Annotated in this window: 22 protein-coding genes and 1 pseudogene; 6 read left to right on the top strand and 17 right to left on the bottom strand. The window is 55.1% G+C overall.

The annotated features are described in order from the left end of the window. Positions 1–6: 6 nt before the first annotated feature. The 5 genes from JOY50_RS05205 to JOY50_RS05185 form a co-directional block, all read right to left on the bottom strand. Positions 7–387, bottom strand: a complete 381-nt coding sequence (locus tag JOY50_RS05205) for a RidA family protein (RefSeq protein ID WP_243054885.1) — start codon at positions 385–387, stop codon at positions 7–9. Between the two features lie 138 nt (positions 388–525). Beyond that, positions 526–1,254, bottom strand: a complete 729-nt coding sequence (locus JOY50_RS05200; protein WP_063426005.1) for an amino acid ABC transporter ATP-binding protein — start codon at positions 1,252–1,254, stop codon at positions 526–528. Continuing rightward, positions 1,232–1,966: an amino acid ABC transporter permease gene (locus JOY50_RS05195; RefSeq protein WP_063426003.1), complete on the bottom strand. Its 735-nt coding sequence runs from the start codon at positions 1,964–1,966 to the stop codon at positions 1,232–1,234. Before JOY50_RS05195 ends, JOY50_RS05200 begins: the two co-directional genes overlap by 23 nt. Positions 1,967–1,969: 3 nt before the next feature. Continuing rightward, positions 1,970–2,671, bottom strand: coding sequence for an amino acid ABC transporter permease (locus tag JOY50_RS05190; RefSeq protein WP_138736592.1), 702 nt, complete (start codon positions 2,669–2,671; stop codon positions 1,970–1,972). 55 nt (positions 2,672–2,726) lie between these two features. After that, positions 2,727–3,548, bottom strand: coding sequence for an ABC transporter substrate-binding protein (locus tag JOY50_RS05185; RefSeq protein WP_243054884.1), 822 nt, complete (start codon positions 3,546–3,548; stop codon positions 2,727–2,729). Between the two features lie 312 nt (positions 3,549–3,860). Between JOY50_RS05185 and JOY50_RS05180 the strand changes: the two genes are divergently transcribed. Then, the gene (locus tag JOY50_RS05180; protein WP_243054883.1) at positions 3,861–4,613 is read left to right on the top strand and encodes an SDR family NAD(P)-dependent oxidoreductase; all 753 of its coding nucleotides are present in this window, start codon (positions 3,861–3,863) and stop codon (positions 4,611–4,613) included. Between the two features lie 145 nt (positions 4,614–4,758). Here JOY50_RS05180 and JOY50_RS05175 read toward each other — a convergent pair whose 3' ends face one another. Next, complete coding sequence (locus JOY50_RS05175) at positions 4,759–5,661, bottom strand: LysR family transcriptional regulator (RefSeq protein ID WP_138736589.1); 903 nt, start codon at positions 5,659–5,661, stop codon at positions 4,759–4,761. A 195-nt stretch (positions 5,662–5,856) separates the two neighbouring features. Between JOY50_RS05175 and JOY50_RS05170 the strand changes: the two genes are divergently transcribed. From JOY50_RS05170 to JOY50_RS05155, 4 genes are all read left to right on the top strand, one after another. Next, positions 5,857–6,516: an RraA family protein gene (locus JOY50_RS05170; protein ID WP_138736588.1), complete on the top strand. Its 660-nt coding sequence runs from the start codon at positions 5,857–5,859 to the stop codon at positions 6,514–6,516. An 11-nt stretch (positions 6,517–6,527) separates the two neighbouring features. Continuing rightward, complete coding sequence (locus JOY50_RS05165; protein WP_138736587.1) at positions 6,528–7,736, top strand: aminotransferase class I/II-fold pyridoxal phosphate-dependent enzyme; 1,209 nt, start codon at positions 6,528–6,530, stop codon at positions 7,734–7,736. Positions 7,737–7,828: 92 nt separating this feature from the next. After that, positions 7,829–9,106 (top strand): cation:dicarboxylate symporter family transporter, encoded by a 1,278-nt coding sequence (locus JOY50_RS05160; RefSeq protein ID WP_243054882.1) that lies wholly within the window; start codon positions 7,829–7,831, stop codon positions 9,104–9,106. 379 nt (positions 9,107–9,485) lie between these two features. Next, the gene (locus JOY50_RS05155) at positions 9,486–10,019 is read left to right on the top strand and encodes a winged helix DNA-binding protein (protein ID WP_243054881.1); all 534 of its coding nucleotides are present in this window, start codon (positions 9,486–9,488) and stop codon (positions 10,017–10,019) included. 501 nt (positions 10,020–10,520) lie between these two features. On the opposite strand, the gene can is transcribed toward JOY50_RS05155, so the two are convergent. From can to pxpB, 10 genes are all read right to left on the bottom strand, one after another. Further along, entirely contained in the window at positions 10,521–11,156 is a 636-nt protein-coding gene (can, locus tag JOY50_RS05150) for a carbonate dehydratase (protein WP_243054880.1), read from the bottom strand. Positions 11,157–11,183: 27 nt separating this feature from the next. Next, positions 11,184–11,969: a putative hydro-lyase gene (locus JOY50_RS05145; RefSeq protein ID WP_243054879.1), complete on the bottom strand. Its 786-nt coding sequence runs from the start codon at positions 11,967–11,969 to the stop codon at positions 11,184–11,186. A gap of 59 nt (positions 11,970–12,028) precedes the next feature. After that, on the bottom strand, positions 12,029–13,345 hold the full coding sequence (locus JOY50_RS05140) for an MFS transporter (RefSeq protein WP_243054878.1): 1,317 nt from the start codon (positions 13,343–13,345) through the stop codon (positions 12,029–12,031). Between the two features lie 79 nt (positions 13,346–13,424). Beyond that, positions 13,425–14,672: an OprD family porin gene (locus JOY50_RS05135; protein WP_243054877.1), complete on the bottom strand. Its 1,248-nt coding sequence runs from the start codon at positions 14,670–14,672 to the stop codon at positions 13,425–13,427. Between the two features lie 243 nt (positions 14,673–14,915). Further along, entirely contained in the window at positions 14,916–15,704 is a 789-nt protein-coding gene (locus JOY50_RS05130; protein ID WP_243054876.1) for a LamB/YcsF family protein, read from the bottom strand. A gap of 62 nt (positions 15,705–15,766) precedes the next feature. Further along, the gene (locus JOY50_RS05125) at positions 15,767–16,174 is read right to left on the bottom strand and encodes a hypothetical protein (protein WP_243054875.1); all 408 of its coding nucleotides are present in this window, start codon (positions 16,172–16,174) and stop codon (positions 15,767–15,769) included. Between the two features lies 1 nt (position 16,175). Continuing rightward, positions 16,176–17,528, bottom strand: a complete 1,353-nt coding sequence (gene accC, locus JOY50_RS05120) for an acetyl-CoA carboxylase biotin carboxylase subunit (RefSeq protein ID WP_243054874.1) — start codon at positions 17,526–17,528, stop codon at positions 16,176–16,178. Further along, complete coding sequence (locus JOY50_RS29080; RefSeq protein WP_243054873.1) at positions 17,521–17,958, bottom strand: biotin/lipoyl-containing protein; 438 nt, start codon at positions 17,956–17,958, stop codon at positions 17,521–17,523. Before JOY50_RS29080 ends, accC begins: the two co-directional genes overlap by 8 nt. Positions 17,959–18,006: 48 nt before the next feature. Beyond that, complete coding sequence (locus JOY50_RS05110) at positions 18,007–18,951, bottom strand: biotin-dependent carboxyltransferase family protein (RefSeq protein ID WP_243054872.1); 945 nt, start codon at positions 18,949–18,951, stop codon at positions 18,007–18,009. Then, complete coding sequence (gene pxpB, locus JOY50_RS05105; protein ID WP_243054871.1) at positions 18,948–19,655, bottom strand: 5-oxoprolinase subunit PxpB; 708 nt, start codon at positions 19,653–19,655, stop codon at positions 18,948–18,950. The genes JOY50_RS05110 and pxpB overlap by 4 nt, the downstream gene beginning before the upstream one ends. Positions 19,656–19,974: 319 nt before the next feature. Between pxpB and JOY50_RS05100 the strand changes: the two are divergent. Next, positions 19,975–20,370 (top strand): annotated as a pseudogene (locus JOY50_RS05100) (alanine:cation symporter family protein); the annotation flags it as partial. 22 nt (positions 20,371–20,392) lie between these two features. On the opposite strand, the gene JOY50_RS05095 reads toward JOY50_RS05100, so the two are convergent. Beyond that, positions 20,393–20,498: IS3 family transposase (locus JOY50_RS05095; protein ID WP_154100817.1), on the bottom strand; the 106-nt coding region annotated here is incomplete at its 5' end.

Below are 20,498 nucleotides of genomic sequence, written 5' to 3'. Positions count from 1 at the left end.
CCAGCACTAAGCGCTCGCCTTTGCAGCCATGGCCGTAACTTCGACCCGCATGCCAGGTTTTCCCAAGGCCGCAACCCCAATGCCCGCACGAACTGGCCAAGGGCGCGAGAAGTAGCGTTTATAAACCTCGTTAAAACCTGCCCGATCCTCTGGGTGAGTGAGGTAGATAGTCAGATGAAGGACGCGCGCCATTGAACTACCGGCCTTCTCTAACGCCAGCTTCAGTGCAAGCAGGGTGCATTCGCTCTGCGCGTATATATCGCCAACCTCCATCTCGCCGTCAGGCTTCAACGGAATTTGCGTAGTGATGATCAGGTCGCCGAACACGGCAACATCGGACGAAATCGAACCGGGGTCAGCATCCGGGATAAACGCTATATCATGCATCAATACACCCTCTACTAAACAAAAAAGCGGAACCTGACCCGATGGGTAGGTCCCGCTAAAGAAACCACCTGTTTGCGCCTGCTCGCAGATGACATCAGGCCTGTTTGCCGTGATGATTTGCCGTCACGGCTGTACAGATCAGTGCGCGCGCAAATCCGAAATAAACGCTTTCGCCCGCGCATGTTGGGGGGCGGAGAAAAAGCCCACGGGGTCATTTTCCTCCAGGATTGCGCCCTGATCCATGAACCAGATCCTGTCCGCCACTTCGCGGGCAAAGCCCATTTCATGTGTAACGCACATCATGGTCATTCCTTCCTTGGCCAGCGCCTTCATGACACTGAGCACTTCCCCCACCATTTCAGGGTCGAGGGCACTGGTCGGCTCGTCAAAGAGCATCACCGGTGGATTCATCGCCAGCGCCCGGGCGATGGCTACACGTTGCTGCTGGCCACCTGAGAGTTGCTGAGGGTAGGCCTCTGCTTTATGCGCCAGGCCTACCCGATCCAACAACTCCATCGCCTTGCGCTTTACATCAGCTTTGCTTTGTCCGCGCACGGTGATAGGGGCCAGGGAAACATTTTCCAACGCCGACATGTGAGGGAAAAGGTTGAACTGTTGAAAGACGAACCCCACCCGGGTTCTGAAATCATTCAAGTCCAGGCCTTTGGCATGGATATTCTGGCCGTCGAGGAAAATATCCCCACGCTGGATTTCCTCGAGGCGGTTGATGGTCCTGATGAGGGTGGATTTACCCGAACCTGACGGCCCGCAAATCACCACCACTTCACCTTTTTTAACCTCGGCATTGACGTCGACCAAAGCCTGGTAGTCGCCGTACCACTTACTAACCTTGGAGAACTGGATCATTTGTTTTACTCCGACTTGCAGTGTTGACACCGAGGCGTTTACGGGTAATGCGCTTCTCAAGGGTTTGTGCCAACTGGGTCAGACAGAAGCACACGACAAAGTAGACCAGCGCCAGGATCAGGAAGACCTCGAACGGCTTGGTCAACAGTTGTGTATTGATCTGGTTGGCAGAGAACGTGAGTTCCTGCACGCCGATAACGTAACCCAGCGATGTTTCCTTGATCGTCGAGATGAACTGGCTGATGAGGCTGGGCACCATGTTGTACAAGGCCTGTGGCAGGATCACCTTGATCATGGTTTTCCAATAGCTAAGCCCCAGCGAACGTGCAGCCTCGGTTTGCCCCTTGGGCAGGGACTCGATGCCGGCACGCACTACCTCCGACAGATAAGCAGCTTCATAGACGATCAGCGTGCACAACAGCGCCGTGAACCCGCTCACGGTGTGCCCTACCATCAGCGGCACCAGGAAATAACTCCAGAAGATCATCATGACCAGCGGTAGCCCGCGTACAACATAAACGAGGACCGTCGCCGGCACGCGCAGGGCTCGCCATGGCGATACGCGACACAACGCAATAGCCACGCTCAGCGGAAACGAAATGAGCAGCCCGAGCACTGAAAGAATCAGCGTCAAGGCGACGCCGCCCAACACGCCCTGCGGATATTGCCCGACGAGAATCTGTTGCCAGTAAACTTCAATGATTTCCCACATACATCACCTCGCCGGAATACGCGCCTGATGCGCAACATAACTACCGAGCCACATCAAGCTCAGTGACACCATGAGGTAGAACAACGTGGCAATCAGATAAGCCTGGAAGGTGAGAAAGGTCTGATTTTCGATATCCCGTACCGCGTAGGTCAGTTCAGCAGCGCCGACGGCCATCGCCAAACTGGTGTTCTTGAACAGCAAGACCGTGTGGTTGATGAAAGGCGGGGCACAGACACGTAATGCTTGCGGCAAAATCACATGACGCATTGACTTGAGATAACTCATGCCCAACGACCGAGAAGCCTCGTGTTGACCATAAGGAATGGAACGCAGCCCACTGCGTATGTCTTCGCAGAAATAAGCCGCCATGCACAGGCCTATGGCGATGGCCGGGTAGATGAACTCACTGCCTAAGGCACTCAGTTGGTCCTGCAGTGCGATGGGCAGGATGTTCGAGACGCCGAAATACCAGAGCAGGATGTGCACAAGCATGGGCACATTGCGTTGAAATGCGACATAGCTCGCTACTGTTTTCTGGCAGACGATATTCTTCGACTCACGGACCATAGCCAGCAGGACGCCCAAAGCCACCGCCAGAATCCAACTGAAAAGCGTCAATTTCAAAGTGAGGGCAAGCCCATCCAGCAGCAGAACGTCGTATGGCGGTTGAAACAGCGTGATGAAGGCATTCAGAAAGTTTTGCATGAGACGACTCCAGCATGGCTGGCAAGCGCCAGCCAATACTCAAATACGTGAATCATTAAGGTACGATCGGCTGTACCTTGAAATTCCGTTCCATGCTGTAGATCGTTCCTTTACCCATCCATTTCTGGAAGATCTGGTCGGCCTCACCTGAAGACTCCATCTCGCTCAGGGTCTCGTTGACCGCTGCCAACAATTGTGGCTCACCTTTCTTGACCCCAAGGCCCCAGTGTTCCTGGCCAATCGGCTTCTCCAGAACGACGATCTTGGAATTGTCGCCCAATTTAGCGATGAAGCGCCGCAGCATGGCTTCGGTCAGGCCAAAACCATCAACCTTGCGCTGAGCCAAGGCCATGAAGGCAGAGGGTGCGTCGTCGTAGCTGACCACTTTCGCCCCGGGAATGGAGGCACGGATCATGACCTGGGTGCTTGACCCCTTGATGGAGCTGATGCGCTTGCCATCGAGTTCGTCGAGCGATGTGTAGTTAGCGCTTTGCTGGACCGCCAGCTTCATCTGGCTCAAGAAATAACTGTTTGAAAAGTCGACCTGCTCAGCGCGGGCCGGCGTGTAACCCAACACGGCGGCGAGGACATCAACGCGGCCTTGGGAAAGCTCAGGAATACGCGCATCCAGCGACAGCTGACGGAAGTCGGCTTTGACGCCCAGATGCTTGGCGAGGGTTTTGCAAAAATCTACGTCATACCCGACCAGCTCACGACTGGCGGGGTCAATGTAGCCGAAGGGCTCAAGCGTGCTGAGCACACCACAAACCAAGGTCCCGCGAGCTTTGATTTCAGCAAGTTGATCGGCTTGAGACTGAAAAGATACAAGGGCGAACAGGGCGGAGACGGTAAGCATGCCCAAAGCTTTCATTTTCATTGTGTTCCTCGCTTTTTGTGTTGAGCAGTTTGAAAAAAACATCGCTCGAGCTTTTGTTTTCGAGGTGTGGCTCGTGTGTACCGATTTTTACAGCAGCTCACCTAGGAAGCATAGTGATAAAAGCTGAAGGAATAGTATTCCAAAACACGATAATTTCAGGTGATTTGGCGCGCGCGATTAGCCTGCTCATGCCAACCTCTGCAGTTAAATTATGTTCATTTTGACATGAGAACTTGTCAGTCTCGAAAACGGCGCCATGGTCTAGGATAGCGATCCATCAATCGCTAATTTGCTCAAAAGTGAGGTAGCACAGTGATTATTCTGGTGACAGGCGCAACGTCAGGGTTCGGTCTCGAGATCTCGCGATCGCTGGTAAACGACGGCCATATTGTCGTGGGCACCGGGCGTCGCCATGAGCGTCTTGCAGAGATTCAGGCGGAGTTAGGCGAACGCTTCATTGCTCGGGCGCTCGATGTTTCTTCTCGCGATCAGGTCCTCGCCACGGTCGATGCAATTGAGCGTGAGGTGGGCGCGATCGACGCACTGATCAATAACGCAGGTCTGGCACTGGGGTTGGAATCGGCAGAACAATCGTCGCTCGACGACTGGGACGAAATGATCAATACCAACATCCGTGGGCTGGTGTACTGCACCCACGCCGCGCTGCCACACATGGTAAAGCGCCAGGCAGGCTGGATCATCAATTTGGGGTCTACAGCTGGCACCTATCCTTATCCAGGCGGAAACGTCTACGGTGCGACAAAAGCGTTCGTGCACCAGTTCAGCCTGAACCTGCGCTCCGATCTTGCAGGGAAAAAAGTACGGGTGACATCCATCGAACCGGGCTTGTGTGGGGGCACTGAGTTTTCCAATGTTCGATTCAAGGGCGATGACACGGCTGCCAACAACGTCTATGCCGGCACCGACCCCTTGACCGCTCGCGACATCGCTGACACGGTTCGCTGGATTCTGGCATTACCAGAGCATGTAAACATCAACGCTATCGAAATGATGCCGACGTGTCAGGCCCCTGGCCCAATGATTGTCCGTCGAAACAATCAGTAAGCGTTGAATGGCCTTGAATCTGTAGCGCTGAGCCATGGCGTGCAGGTTCAAGGCTTGCGCTGCTGATGGTGATCTGTCGCACCGTCAAATCCAAAGGAGCCCCCTACCCGCTTGCATGGGATTCGCCACAGCCCCGCGTCAGAACCTACCGAACGATGAGAAGCCGCGAAAAATCGCACAGTTTCGCGGCCAGCGCAGCGATGTCTGCGCTGACACCCACCCAGCGATCAGGCCGATAAAGCGCGATGTAGTTGGTATCGGGAAGTGTCGGCTCACACCGTATCTCGCGCAGATCTCCCCGCTCCAGCAAGTGCTCGATGCAGTCTCTGGGGAGGTAGGCCACGCCCAAACCAGACATGGCCAAACCCACCTGGGCCAGCAGGTTGTTGACCGTCACCGACTTGGAAAAATTGATACCTTGATTTGCGAACCAACGCTGATAGAGCAAACCAGCACCCGATGAGGTGCCTTGGGTCAGCAACTTTTGGTCTGACAATTCATCAAGCGTCCACAGCCGCTCGGTATCGAGCAGCCTAGGGGAGCACATCCATGCGTTGCGAACACCCTGCAGCGCGACCTGGGTGAACCGGGCATCGCCAAACACATCAGGCAGTACGACCAGGTCCAGGTGGTCTTGCTCAAGCTTGCGGAAGAGATCGGCGCCAACCTCCACCAAGGGCTCCAGTTGCAGCCGTGGATACACGTCGCTGACAGCCTCCACAAGCGAAGGGAGCCAGGTCATTGCCGTCAGCTCCGTCACGCCTATTCGGAACCGCCCCACCAAAGCGGCCTTGTCGCTCACTTCCCCGAGCATCTGGTCCCGACGCGACAGCAAGTCGGCGGCATGCTCAAGCAGCAAAGTACCTCTGGGTGTCAACCGCGCCGTCCGCCTGGAGCGATCGAACATGGCGACGTCGAAGGTTTCTTCCAGTTCAGCGATTCGCTTGGAGATAGCCGATTGCGACATGTTCAGCTTCGCTGCAGCCGACTCGAAACTACCCAGTTGAGCGATCCAGAAGAGTGCTTCGAGTTGCTTGAATGTCACCAATGGACAGGCCTCTCAGAGTATTGAATGCCGGTGAGAATCACCCGACTGCCAAGACTGGATAGGCCTAGACAGTCACGCGCCCAGCGAATATTTACTAAAAGCGATGGTATCACATCATAAAATATCGCTAAAAGCTTTCAAGGCATCTCCCTATCATCGAATGAAACAACACCAATCGTGTGATGGAGACCCCCTATGTCCCTTGGCAACCGCTTCAACCCACCAGTTCCCGCTGCTGCACCTAACATCATCGAAGCCTTCCGCACCGTCGTCACGCCGCACATCAGTGACAATATGGGGCGTCATATTGGCGCTCGTGGTCTCACCCGCTACAACCAGACCGGTAAGCTGGTGGGAACAGCGCTGACCGTCAAAACCCGCCCGGGTGACAACCTGATCATCTATAAAGCCCTGACCATGCTCAAGCCCGGCGACGTCCTCGTCGTGGACGGCCAAGGCGACACTACCAACGCAATGATCGGCGAGCTCATCAAGCTCTATGCCCTCGAGCATGGCTGCGTAGGCTTCGTCATCGACGGTGCCATCCGCGACGTTGCCTGCTTCACGGACACTCCCTGCTACGCCAAAGCTGTTGTTCACTGCGGCCCATATAAAACCGGCCCAGGCGAAGTCAACGTGCCTGTCAGCATCGGCGGCATGATCGTGAACCCCGGCGATATCATCGTTGGCGATGAGGACGGAGTAGTTGCTTTCTCTCAGGCAGATGCCGAAGAAGTCCTGGCCAAGGCACGTGAGCACGAAGCGCTCGAAGAGCGTGTCAAGGCGGAAATCGCAAACGGTTCGGTAGATCAATCCTGGATCAACAACGCGTTGGCTAAAGCCGGCCTGCTTTGAGAACACCCAGAATGAGCAATCAACTCCTGTCTCAACGCGTACTGAGTATCGCGCCCTCCCCAAGCGTTGCCGCCAACGCCCTGGTCGCCCAGTTGCGTGCAGAAGGTCGCGACATCGTCAACTTCACCGTGGGCGAACCAGACCTCGCTACGCCAGCCCACATCGTGGATGCTGGTCGCAAGGCAATGGAAACTGGCGACACCCACTACACCAGCACCCTGGGCACCCTGGCGCTGCGCAAAGCCATCGTCACCAAGCTCGCCCGCGACAACGACCTGGAATACACCATCGATGAAGTCGTCGCCGGCACCGGCGGCAAGCAAGTGATTTTCGAAGCACTTGCGGCGACCCTCAACCCAGAAGACGAAGTAATCGTTCACACCCCGTACTGGGTGTCCTACCCGGACATCACCAAGCTCAATGGTGGCACGCCCGTCGTCATCCAGGGCAACGAGAACAATGGCTTCAAGCTACTCCCTGAAGAGTTGAGCAAAGCGATAACCCCGCGCACCAAGTGGGTCATTCTCAATAGCCCTAACAACCCCAGTGGGGCCGTCTACAGCGCAACTGAACTGAAGGCACTCGCTCAGGTACTTCGCGACCACCCCCACGTCCTGATCATGGCGGATGAGATTTACGAGCACTTCGTATACGGCGACGAGCCCTATCTGTCATTTGCTGCCGCTGCGCCAGACCTGAAAAGTCGCACGCTGATCATCAATGGTGCCTCGAAGGGTTACGCAATGACCGGATGGCGCCTGGGCTTTGGTGCCGGGCCGAAGTGGCTGATCGCTGCCATCGGCAAGCTGCTCTCCCAGAGCACCACCTGCCCAAGTTCGATCAGCCAGGCCGCTGCTGTCGCTGCCTTTGCTGGCGACCAGGCGCCAGTGAAAACGATGGCCAGCCTGTACCGCACGCGCCGCGACATCATGTTGGTCGCGCTCGAAGGCGTTAAGGGCCTTACCTACACCATCCCGGAAGGTGCCTTTTACCTGTTCGTGAATGTGCAGGGTCTGTTGGGCAAAACCACACCTCGCGGCAACCTGCTGAACACCGATAGCGACGTTGTCCGATACTGGCTGGAAGAAGCAGGCGTGGCGACCGTGGTCGGTGAGGCTTACGGCATCAGCCCTTACGTTCGCTTGTCGTTTGCAAGCAGCGAAGCTGTGATCCAAGAGGGCTGCTCGCGCATTCGTCGCGCCTGCGATGCCCTGCGCTAACAGCAATCGATAGCCGGAAGCTGTCGGGGGCGTAAGCCCCCGATCTACCTTTACAAAAAGATCCTGCCGCTGAACCCATCTGTGAGACGGACATGCATAAACCACGTATTCCTCTGGTCGCCCAGATATTGATAGGCCTCATGGCCGGCATCGTATTAGGCGCGATTCTCAACCATTATCCTGATGCCCGTCCGTGGCTCATCAACAACGTGCTGCAACCCGCTGGTGATCTGTTCATCAAACTGATGAAAATGATCGTCATCCCAATCGTTTTCTGCTGCATGGTAGTCGGCGTGGCCGGACAGAGTGATACCAAGGCTCTGGGCCGCATCGGTGTGAAAACCCTGCTCTATTTCTTCTGCATTACCACCAGCGCGATCGTCTTCGGCCTGGTACTAGGCAATCTCATGCAGCCGGGCGCCGGCACCGATCTTCATAGCCTTCATGCTACCGCGGTCACGCTGCCGGCAGCGGGAGGCCATCAAGGTGTCGCAGGCCTGATACTTGGGATCGTTCCAGACAACATCATCGACTCGATGGCCAAAGGCAATCTACTGCCTGTGCTGTTCTTCGCGGTCATGTTCGGCCTGGGTCTGTCCGGCCTCCCTTCGGAGCGCAAGGACCCAGTGCTGGCGGTATTCCGCGGAGTGAGCGACGCCATGTTCCGAGTGACGAGCTTCGTGATGGCCTACTCGCCAATCGGCGTCTTCGGCATGATCTCGGTAACGGTCGCCAATTTTGGCTTTGCCTCGCTGCTGCCCTTGGCCAAGCTCATTCTCGTCACCTACGTTGCCCTGTTCCTTTTTGCGACAATCGTCTTGGGCTCAGTGGCCAAACTGGCCGGTGTCCCATTCTTCGGCCTCATACGCTTCATCAAGGACGAATTGGTGCTGGCATTCTCCAGCGCGAGCTCCACTGCGGTCATGCCGCAACTGATGGCCAAACTCGAAAAGTTTGGTGCCCCCCGCGAACTTGTGAGCTTCGTTGTGCCGGTCGGGTATTCGTTCAATCTGGACGGCGCCTCCATCTTCCTGGGTATCGGAACGCTCTTTGTCGCTCAGCTCTACGGCATCGAACTGTCGCTGGGCCAACAAGCCCTCCTCGTCGTCACCATGGTGCTGACATCCAAGGGGGCTGCGGGCGTTCCAGGCTTCATGTTCGTCATCCTGTCCGCGACACTGGCCAGTGCAGGCCTGCCCCTCGAGGGCATCGCATTCATCGCGGGCATCTATCGCATCATGGACATGGGCACCACCACACTTAACGTTCTTGGTAATGCGCTGGCGCCTCTGGTCATCGCGAGTTGGCAAGGAAAGCACGCAACCACCCCGAGCGCTGAGGCTCAGCCGAGATGCAGATCCTCGTACTGAGGGTCGTCAGAAAACCTAAGAGATAGGGAGCATAGTGATGCGTCCAACCCGGTTGAACGACATAGACGCGCCAGTCATTGGCCGGGTTTTAGGCTGACGCTCCAACATTGATGCTGCACGCCTGACCGGACCTCCATGCCAACGACATCAAAAATGCGAATGGCAACGGTGACAAATATTCGGAGTGGGAACGTGATCACCAGATCGATTTCGTGATCCACATCCGGCCTAGCCAAAGGGGTCGGGTTAGCTCTGCGACGAGCGAATTATCAGGTTGGCTACACCCGTAGGCCGCGCCCCCCTCCAAACTGGTCTGTGGTAGATTGCCGCGCATGAGCCAGCGGCTTCGTGCAGGCCGATTAGAATTCCTGGAGGGTACATGTCCGATAAGCTTTCACAACTCGAATCCGATCTCAGCGGGCCGCTCGTCGCCTCTGCCCACCTCGTGGTGGAGGGCCAGGTACCTGCTTCCGAGTTTGAATTCGGCATGATTCTCACCTGGAACGCTTTCTCCAGGTGGGCCACGTCATGCATGAGTGCAGCTGGAGCGCCAGACCTGGGCATGGTCGACATCATTGTGTTAAATCACATTTGCCACCGAGGTAAACAGAAAAAACTGGCCGACATTTGCTTCACTCTGAACTTCGGCGACACGCATATCGTGGCTTACTCACTTCGAAAGCTGTCCGGAAGCCAACTGATCACCTCAAAAAAAATCGGGAAGGAAGTTTTCTACAGTCCTACGAAAAAAGGTCTGGATTTAGTCGAGCGTTACGTTGTCGTCCGCAACAAATGCCTCGTTCCCAGCATTGATCAGAACGTGGTGGAGAAGCTAAGCGCCACTGCTCGCACCCTGCGCGAAATGTCTGGTACGTATGATCAGGCCGCCAGGGCGGCTTCTTCACTGGTGTGAGCCCCACTTACCCTCCCCGTGCGGCCTCCCCAACCGCACGGCGAACGATGAAAGCGCACTCATCCCTCCAATGCTTGTTTTGAAGCCCTGCTCCTAGGCTCTGTACGGAAAGTTTTGTGGGAGCGGGCTTGCCCCGCGATGGAGTGCGAAGCGCTCCTATATCCCGGAGAACGGCGCATATTCAGGCTTTGCTGCCGCATTGCGGCAGATCGCGGGCAAGCCCGCTTCCACAACGATGGGTAACCCTACTTCTCGTACAAAACCTAGAAGTAGTACTTCACTACGCCACCCTTCGATCCTCGTACTGGAGCCGGCAGGTGCGACTGCGCTCGCAGTCGTATTCAAGGTACTCGAAAGGCTCAAGGCCAATCCGTGCTGTTAATTAGCTCTGGGGGCAACGTGGATTTCTCTATGTTTCTAGCGCGACTTCCACCAAGCGAAGAAAAGCCGGCACCGTTCTGGTACCGGCCTCCTTGCTAGTTGGGACCAGCGCGACTGAGTCTAGAGCGGCTGGTACCGATTAACTTCCGGAATCTGCTGCAAGCCCGCAATTGACTCTCCTAAAGTTTTCCAATGCCCGTCACTCAAACCGTAAATGCAGCCCTGAATCATTAGCTCTTGGCCACGATGCCAAGCGTTCTGGACGATGGTGGTTTGAGCAACACTGTTCACTTGCTGAAGTACATTAAGCTCGCACATCCGATCCACTCGCGCGTCTTCAGTTTCCAGCTTCGAGAGTTCACCGTGATGGACATGGTAAAGATCTCGAATGGAGCGCAGCCACCCGTCAATCAGCCCGAACTGGCGAGTGCCCATGGCTGTTCGCACACCGCCACAGCCGTAATGGCCGGTGACCAAAATGCTCTTCACTTTCAGAACATCGACTGCATACTGAATAACGGAGAGGCAGTTCAGGTCTGTATGCAGCACAACGTTTGCCACGTTCCGGTGAACGAAGAGCTCACCGGGTAGTAGCCCCACAATCTCGTTCGCCGGCACCCTGGCATCCGAACAACCGATCCAAAGGTACTCAGGTGTCTGCTGGCTCGCGAGCTTTGCAAAAAAACCTGGGTCCTTCGCTCGAACCGACTCCGCCCAGCGAGCGTTATTGTCAATCAGCTCTTGCAGCTTTTTCATTACCCCCCCCAACGCTGACAGCCAAAGTTACTGAACGTGAACGTTGTTTTGCAGATCTCTGAGGGTAATGTCAGTCACCAACATGTGGCCTGGAGCATGGCCGATATATAGCGGGATGCCAGATGCCTTCAAGGCCTCTTGTGGCGTGACACCGCACGCCCAGAACAGGGGTATCTCGTTGTCAGCTACTTCCACGCCCGTACCCCAGTCAGGCTGTTCCAAATCCTTGATACCAATCTCCAGTGGATTACCCATGTGGATAGGGGCACCGTGTACCTGAGGGAAATTACCAGTGATCTGGATCGCTGTGATTGCCTGTTTGGCTACAAATGGCCTCATTGAAACAACGAGGTGGCCACCGAATGGCCCTACCGGAACGTTTTTTACATTGGTGACGAACGCAGGGACAACATGGCCGCGCTCAATGTGCCGCAGGCGCATGCCGTCGGCGATTAGGAGATCCTCGAACGAGTGCGAGCAGCCGAGTGCGAAGGCCACGTAATTGTCCTCCCAGTATTCCAAAATGTCGTCAACTTGTTCGGCCTGGACGCCCTGACGGTAAATGTTGTACTTCGGAACATCAGTCGCAACGTTGACGTCGCGTCCTAAAGCTCGAAACACAGGGTCACCCGGGGCAGTGACATCCAACAGCGGACACGATTGAGCGTTCAGCTCGCAGAATTTCTTGAAATCCTCCGCGTAGCTGCTGGGCATGATGATGACGTTGACTTGGGTGTAGCCAGGGCAGTAACCCGAGGTTGGGATCCGAAACTTGTTTGTGCGGATTTGCTGTCGGAGCTCGAAGGGAGTCATGGAATTCTCCTGAATGGACTGCCCGTGCGTGCCAGCGCAGCAGACACGGGCTTAGAAAGTTAACGTGGGTTAGCAATGGCTTTTGGCAAGCTCAGAGCGATCATTGCGGCGAGGAGTAACACAGCAGCGATAGCGAATACCGCAAGGTCGGTGTTGCCAGTGGTCTCCTTCACATACCCCATGAGGTAAGGCGAAACGAAGCCAGCCAGAGCACCGATTGCATTGATCATCGCGATTCCGCCTGCTGAGACTCCACCAGTCAAAAATGCCGGGGGAAGCGTCCAGAACAGCGCCGAAGCCGAGAAGGAAGCGGCAGCTGCTGCGCAGAGCGCGAGAAGCACTAGGTACGGGGAGCCAGCAGAGAACACGCTGGTGCAAAGCGCAATGGAGGCCAGAGTGAAGGCAATGCTCAGGTGCCAGCGACGCTCACGACGTTTGTCAGAGCTGCGGGTCGCCAGGATCATTGCCACCATAGCGCAGCCGTAAGGTATGGCTGTGATGGCCCCAATCGCACTTAAGCTTGCGAAGCCAGCACCTTTGATCAGGCTTGGGAGCCAGAAAGCCAATGCGTACTGACCAAGAGCTTGAGAGAAGACCAGAAAAATGAGCAGCCACACGAACTTGTTGGTGAGCATCTGGCCAAGGGTGGAAGAGCTCGTGGATGCCTTGACCTTTTCTTCAGCAGCAAGGTCATTTTGGATAATGCTGCGCTCTGCATCAGTCAGCCACTGGGCGTCCTTCGGCTTATCATCCAAGTAGAAGTAGGCAGCAATCCCCAGTAGCACAGCTGGGAGCGCCTCGATTAGGAACAGCCATTTCCAGCCAGCCAAGCCCATCTTGAGATGCATCCCGTCCATGATCCAGCCCGAAACTGGCGAGCCAATCAGACCAGCAACTGGAATGGCGCACATGAACAAGCCGATAGCACGGGCGCGGACATGCGATGGGAACCAGTAGGTGAGATAGAGGATGACCCCAGGATAGAAGCCAGCTTCTGCCGCCCCTAGCAGGAAGCGCATCACGTAGAACTGGGTGGGAGAGTTGACGAAAGCGAACCCTCCAGAGATCAGCCCCCATAGCACCATGATCCGACACAGTGTGGCACGAACACCAACTCGATGGAGATACAGGTTGCTTGGAATCTCGAACAGAAAATAGCCGATGAAGAAAACGCCGGCACCAAGGCCATACACAGCCTCACTGAATTGGAGATCGCTCAACATTTGCAGCTTGGCGAACCCGACATTCACGCGATCCAGGTAGGCCGCGACATAGCAAACCATCAGAAATGGAATGAAGCGAAGTGCAACCTTACGATACACCGCCCGATTCGATTCAACGGTCTCAACAACACCGTTCGTGATGACCTTATTCATTTATTATGCCCTACATACGTAGTCATGCATTCAGTTTAGCAGCCGCATTACCATGCAACTGAACCGGGAGCTTGATCCATCAAAGAACAGAAAATGCGTACTGAATAATTAGCCTGTTTTCGTCTAAGTCATTTCCAAAACTCGAACGAACTGTTGCATTCCTCCAGCGAACAGATAAATTTTTCAACCCCCCCGACTGGAACACATAGAAGATGTCTGTATTTCGCTCCCACTCATCCCCTGCATTTCCTGAGGGCAGCTTTACATCAGAACCTCTAACATACCGGGCCATAAGCCCAAGCCCGGGAACACCTAGTCCTGCGAAATCAATGTCATAACGAACCTGCCATGAACGCTCATTGACATTGGCAAAGTCGCTAATCTGAATGAAGTTCACCAGATAAGGGTCAGTCCCCGCGACATAAGGATACGGGTCATCCCCAATCATCTTCTGGAAGCCAAGTCCAAAGGAGTGAATACCCGACTTATAGGTACCCATTACCCCAACAGATTTGTTATCTATCGCTCGGAAGCCACCATCCTCTTCGGTTTTGGCTAGCCGCACGTCCGCCTTGAAACTGTCGCTGGGCGAAAGTTTGACCAAGCTACTAGCGTTGGCAACGTACTGGCGAAATACCCCTTCCAATGTGCCGTAGTGGAGGCCAATTGAGGTATCTGGCAGCACATTGTAATCGCCTCCATAGAACGTGTAATCGTCTCCCTCCCCGCCAATGCGGTTGCCCGTAAGCTTCGTCCAATGGCCGGACTGGCTAGCCATCGTCCTCGTGATACGTGCTGCTTGCAGAGAGAGATTTTCGATTTCGGAAACCTCAAGCATGCTGCCCTTGAACATCTGCGGAAGCAGTCGGCCGTCCGGGGACAGCAGCATCTGGTTACGGAACAAAAGGCTACCCACCTTCAAAGTGCTGTTGGATATCTTGGCCTTGAGAGTGGCCCCGAGCTTGGAATACTCATCCTGCGATGCTCCATCGGAACCAGTAGGCAAGAGAGCAGTACCCGCGCGATCCGGGCTCGAGTCGAGTTTGAACCCTGCCATTGCTATAGCATCAAGGCCGAAACCGACCACGCCCTCCGTGTAGCCCGAGTTTGCACGAAGTATGAAGCCTTGGCCCCACTCCTCCGCCTTACTTTGCCCACTGGCCAAGCTGCCACCGGGTTGGCGGAAGTCGCGGCTAAAATAAAGGTTACGCGCTTCAAGTGTAACCTTGCTGTCCTTTTGAAAATCCGCAAAGGCAGAGTTTCCGGCGAGTGCCAATCCAGTTGAAACAAACACCAAAGCTCTCGCAGTTAACGCCTGTTGTTGCATAGCAGCTTCACCCCTGAATTATTGTGTTATAGGCAGTAAAGAATTGAACAACGTGAAATCTTACCGACAGCGCGCATATCATCCGTACCAGCAACTAATAAGTTACCGGGGTGGCCAGTTGTCCAAAAAGGATTCCCTTCGCACAGAATGACATATAAGCCATCGCAAGCTGCTAAAGCCATGCAGACCTATGCCATCTTCATTATATTCAACCGAATTGGGTAAACACTTTAGACTTAACGATTACACCTGCTCAAACCGCTGACTGTAAGGAGCAATCTCAAGTCCCGAAGATTCAAGCGTCTTCTTAAGTGTCCGTGCCATTGCAACCGCTCCATGCGTATCCCCATGCACACAGATCGTGTCGATATCGGCTGCAATACGTTTGCCCGACTGGGTGATGATTGCCCCCTCCTGCACCATCGCGAGCACACGTTTGGCGGCCTCCTGCCCGTCATGAATGACGGCGCCGGGCTGACCACGCGGTACCAAGCGACCATTGTCTTGGTAGGCACGGTCTGCATAGATCTCGCGAACGATGTTCAGTCCAGCACTTTCTGCCATCTGCTCAAGGGTCACGCCGGCCATCACCGAGAGGATGAGCTCGTCGTTCACTTCCTTGATGGTTTCGATCAGGGCAGACGCCGCCATTTCGTCATCAGCAACAAGGTGTCCCAAGGCCCCGTGCGCCTTTACGAACGTGAGCTTGTGACCTACCGACTTGGCAATCGCCCAGGCAGCACCAATCTGATAGGCAAGCATCTGCTTGATCTCGCTCTTGGAAAAGTCTTGGTGGCGTCGGCCAAATCCCCACAGGTCTGGGTAACCTGGATGAGCCCCAACTGCTACGCCCCTGGCTTTAGCCTGGCTGCAGATATCAGCCATGATGGTGAAGTCGCCGGCATGGAACCCGCAGGCCAAATTCGCCGACGTTGCGATGTCCAGCATCTCATCGTCTTGAGCGATGGAGTAAGGGCCAAATCCCTCACCCATATCGCAGTTAATATCGACAGTCTTAATCATCATCAGCATCCCTAATCACATTTCCATACGCACTTCACCGCGAGCTCACTTACCGTTGCATAGCAGTGTCGTTATGGAGTGACCAATGCCAGCACATCTCCATAGCCAACCACCTGCTCGTGGGCGGCAACGTAGCTCGATAGCGTACCTGCGCAGGGCGCATACACCGGGAACAGATCACTGCCGCACACAAGATACCCAACGACTTTCTCCTCAGTGACTCGCTCACCAGCAACTACCGGCGCATCGGGGTTATACGGGTGAGCGTGATAGAACACGCCAAGATCCGGCGCCAGCACCTTGCGCTCTGAGAAGAGGGGTTCAGCTGGCCCCTCCACAATGGCTGACGGCGCGACCGACGAGGATTTACCAGTCAAATATTTCAGAGCAAAGCTGGTGGTGGAGTCTTCGTACTGAAACTCGACCAGATTTGTAGAACCCAAGCGTTCAATGAGCTGACAGACATCATGAATGTTCATTTCACTTTTCCTCTCGAGCTTCCAGGAATTGCTCAAGGTAATGGATGTTCGCACCACCGTCGCCGAACGGCTTGCTCTGTAGCACCTGAGCATGAAGTGCGATATTGGTATCCACACCTTCAACCACGGTCTCGGAGATCGCCACCTTCAATCGAGCAATTGCCTGCTCACGGGTAGCACCGTGGGCAATTACCTTCGCAATGAGAGAGTCGTAGTGACTTGGAATCCTGTATCCACCGTAGAGGTGCGACTCGACCCTGATACCTGGCCCACCTGCGGCTACCCACTTGGTGACCACACCAGAAGACGGTCTGAATGACCAAGCATCTTCAGCGTTAATTCGGCACTCGATTGCGTGCCCGGTGAATGTGACCTGATCTTGGGTGATGGATAGTGGTAGTCCCATCGATACGCGAATCTGTTCGGCGACGATGTCGACGCCAGTAACAAGCTCAGTCACAGGGTGTTCTACCTGCACTCGCGTGTTCATCTCGATAAAGAAGAACTCACCGTTCTCGTAAAGAAACTCGAACGTGCCAGCGCCGACATAGCCAATCGCTTTGCATGCCTTTACGCAAAGCTCACCAATTTCAGCAATAAGCGCTCGACCAATACCCGGAGCTGGACTTTCTTCGATGAGCTTTTGGTGACGTCGCTGAGTGGAGCAATCGCGCTCTCCCAGCCAGACTGCGTTGCCGTGACGGTCAGCCAGTATCTGAATCTCCACATGGCGAGGCGTTTGAAGGAAGCGCTCCATGTAGACGACTGGATTGCCAAACGCTGCTTTGGCCTCTGCTCGGGTCATGGTGACCGAACGCAGCAGTTCAGACTCTTCGTAAACAACACGCATCCCTCTTCCGCCACCTCCACCGGCTGCCTTGATGATCAGCGGATAGCCGACTTTTTTACCGCACGCGAAGATCTCGGCCTCTCCATCTGGAACTGCACCCTCTGAACCTGGAACACACGGAACGCCGGCTTCGATCATGGCCTGCTTGGCGCGAACCTTATCCCCCATCCTCGAGATGGCATCCGACGACGGGCCAATGAAGGTCAGTCCAGCCTCTTCAACAGCCTTGGCGAAACTGGCACTCTCGGAGAGAAAGCCGTACCCCGGGTGAATGGCCTGTGCCCCGGTCAGCTTGGCTGCATGCAGCAACTTCTCGTGGAGAAGGTAGCTCTTTGGGGCAGGAGCTGGGCCGATGCAGATTGACGTGTCGCAAAGCTGCACATGCCGCAGAGCACGGTCTGCATCTGAATGAGCAGCAACGGTCTGGAGTCCCAGCGCCTTGCAGGCGCGCCATACCCGCAAGGCGATCTCACCCCGATTGGCGATTAATACTTTGTCAAACATATTTCACCTTTCTAACTCGGCAAATCGGTGCACCCCGTTCGATTTCGTCGCCATCCTCGACAAGAAATTCAACGACCTCGCAATCAAACTCCGCCTCAATGGGATTGAACAACTTCATGGCCTCGATCACTGCCAGCGTCTGGCCTTCAGCGACCTGCTTGCCCACCGCTACATACACATCCTCCGTAGGTGATGGCTTGAGGTAGATGATTCCGCCCATAGCTGCCACTACGGGAACTTCGTCTGCTGAGGACCTCGCGTCGACATGCCCCACCGGCGCAGCGTTATTGGCCGACGTATCAGAAGAAGAAGCCACCGTTGCCAACTCGCGAGTGAGCTGGATGCGTACATCGTCCTGCTTGAAATCCAGGCTGAGCAAGGATGACCGTTCAAAGGTGCCGATCAGCTTTTCGATATCTGCACTATTCACGTTGTTCTCACTATTATTGATATTCTGCACAGTCGTAGATTCGGCCTTTCAACCCACCGCAGACTCAATCAGACCGGCGAGTTTTGAACGAGCTGTTAAACCCTCATCAATCCCGACCAACTCGAACCTGACCCTGTTGCCTGGCATGAGCTGGCCAAGGCGCCATAGGTCAGCGTCGATCACGTTCGCCAGCTTTGGATAGCCGCCGCAGGTATTTGCATCGACCAGCTGGATGATCGGTTGGCCATTGCTTGGAATTTGAACGGTGCCAGGAACGATCCCATGGGATAGAAGCTCTTTCGCTCCGGAGCGGACGATCTCCGCCCCAGCTAGACGGTAGCCCTGCCGATTGGAACTGCGCTCAACCTGGTATAGGGAGCCGAAGAACCTGTCCCGACTCTCTGTGTTGAAATCATCCCATTCCGCAGACGGCAGAACCCTGACAGAGATTTCACCGGCGCGCAGCCCCTGCCAATAGAGAGCGAGGTCGTGGTGGAAGTAACCATTCCGGACAGGCCTCAAGCTCTCGTCAGAATCGATATCCACCAGATCCGTCTTCTGCAGGGCGCGAGAGTAATAGCCTCCAAATTCCGCTTTCATGTCAGTTGAAAGCGACCCCAGTACCTCGGGCACCTTGATGCCGCCTCGGATAGCCAAGTAAACGCACCGTCCAACACTCGGCACACCAACAGTAAGCACTTCGTCGGCCTCGACCCGAAGAGCCGTCCAAGAAGCGAGCTCCTTACTCCCGAGCTTGTTGCTTGAAACAGCTCCCGTCAGTGCCACTGTGGTTGGCTCAGAGAAACGAACCTTGAAGGGAAAACTATTGATCTCAACACCTGCCGCCGCTGAGAGGTTGCCGACGATGGAGTTGCCGAGCGCGAAGCTCAAACCATCCATAGGTCCGCTGCGGCTAACACCACAATCAAGGAACCCGAATCGGCCCCGATCAACCACGAAATTCAATGCACCGTTGGAAAGAATCTCGATCATTTCAGAACTGCCTTTGGCACGAAGACTATTTGATCACCTGGGCTGAAAAGCACGGGTGGCACTTTCCGGCTATCGAAGCATTCCACCTCCGCATGGCCGATCACATGCCACCCACAAGGCCCAGTAAAGGGCAGGATCGAGGCTTGCTCGCTTGCGATGATGACGCTTCCCTTCTCCAACTTCGTCCTCGGCGATTGTCGACGAGGCACTTCTAACGCCTTCGGCAAACCTACCAAGTAGGCGAAGCCAGGCATCGAGCCGATAGCAGCTACCGTGTAATTAGCACTGCAATGCAGATCAATGACACTCGTCTTCGACAGCCCGGACACCTCGCTGATGTAATCCAGATCAAGGCCAAAATCCCCTCCGTAGCAGACCTCAATACTGATACGCCGGCCTATCAAGTCTTTCGGACGAACCTGCATCCATAGCTCAAGCAAAGTGGAGCGGGCTCGGGACGGATGGATCTGGAAGGGATCAAATACAACCAGTAGGTTATTCACCCCTAGGACGGTTTCCTTCAGGCCAGGAAAGCGATCTTGGCTCCCTATTACGGCCCTGAGACTCAGGAGGCGTTGCTGCCTTTGCAGACAGAACGGGCCATACGCAACATCAATCAGCAGCGCATCGATTCCCGCATGCGAAATCTTCACGGCCTCTTCAGCAATGCCCGACCCATTCATCAAGGTTTTCAGCTCAGTCATGGTGCTTCCAACGGAGGTGGCTCACGTGCCGGCACATGCCGACACGAGTACCGTTGCAGAAAGCAGGCCAACGTTTACGATTTGTGTATGTTTTGCATGCGTTTAGCGATGCAAAACGCATTTAGCATCTTGGTTTTTTCTCGAATATCAATGAGTTATGAACAAATAGAGGGCCCAGTTATCCAGACAGCCAGAGGCGATCGAGTGCTGGCCTTACCGTGCGTTCGCGAGCTTTGGTGCTACCGGAAGAAGCGCTGATTGCATCAAAAAGAAACACGACCGTAACGCCGCGCTTTGAAAAGGTGCAACGTGGGACTTAATGAAGGATTCGTATAGGACAGAATCGATTACGGTTGCTGCCGCGACCCACTCTCTGGAAAATGCGTTCGGCATTGATCCCACCCACTCGGGTATCGTCCTGGCCGTCTTACTTGGACTGGTATTCGTCGGCGGCATCAAACGCGACGCGAAAGTGGCAGACCTGCTGGTACCGGTCAAAACGCTGGCCTACGTGGCAGTGACACTCTACGTGATCGTTTTGCAATTCGATCACGTCGCGATGATGCTTCTGACCATCATCAAAAGCGCCGTCGGCCTGGATCAGGCTTTCGGCGGCCTGATTGGCAGCGCCATCGTGATGGGCGTCAAACGCTGCGGGTCAGCGAATGAAGGCGGCTTGGGCAGTGCTTTCAACGTGGCGGCAGTGACTGAGGTCAGACTGAATCGCCCCTGGTTTCCTAGACACTCTCCAAGCTCAGGAAATAGCGTTTCTCATACTCTACTGGAGACAGCTGCATAGCACTGCTGTGTCGACGTTTTGGGTTATAGAACATCTCGATGTAA

Origin of the sequence: Pseudomonas sp. BP01, assembly GCF_022760795.1 — a bacterium.
Lineage (GTDB): Bacteria > Pseudomonadota > Gammaproteobacteria > Pseudomonadales > Pseudomonadaceae > Aquipseudomonas > Aquipseudomonas putida_Q.
This window is presented reverse-complemented; position numbering and strand designations above follow the sequence as displayed.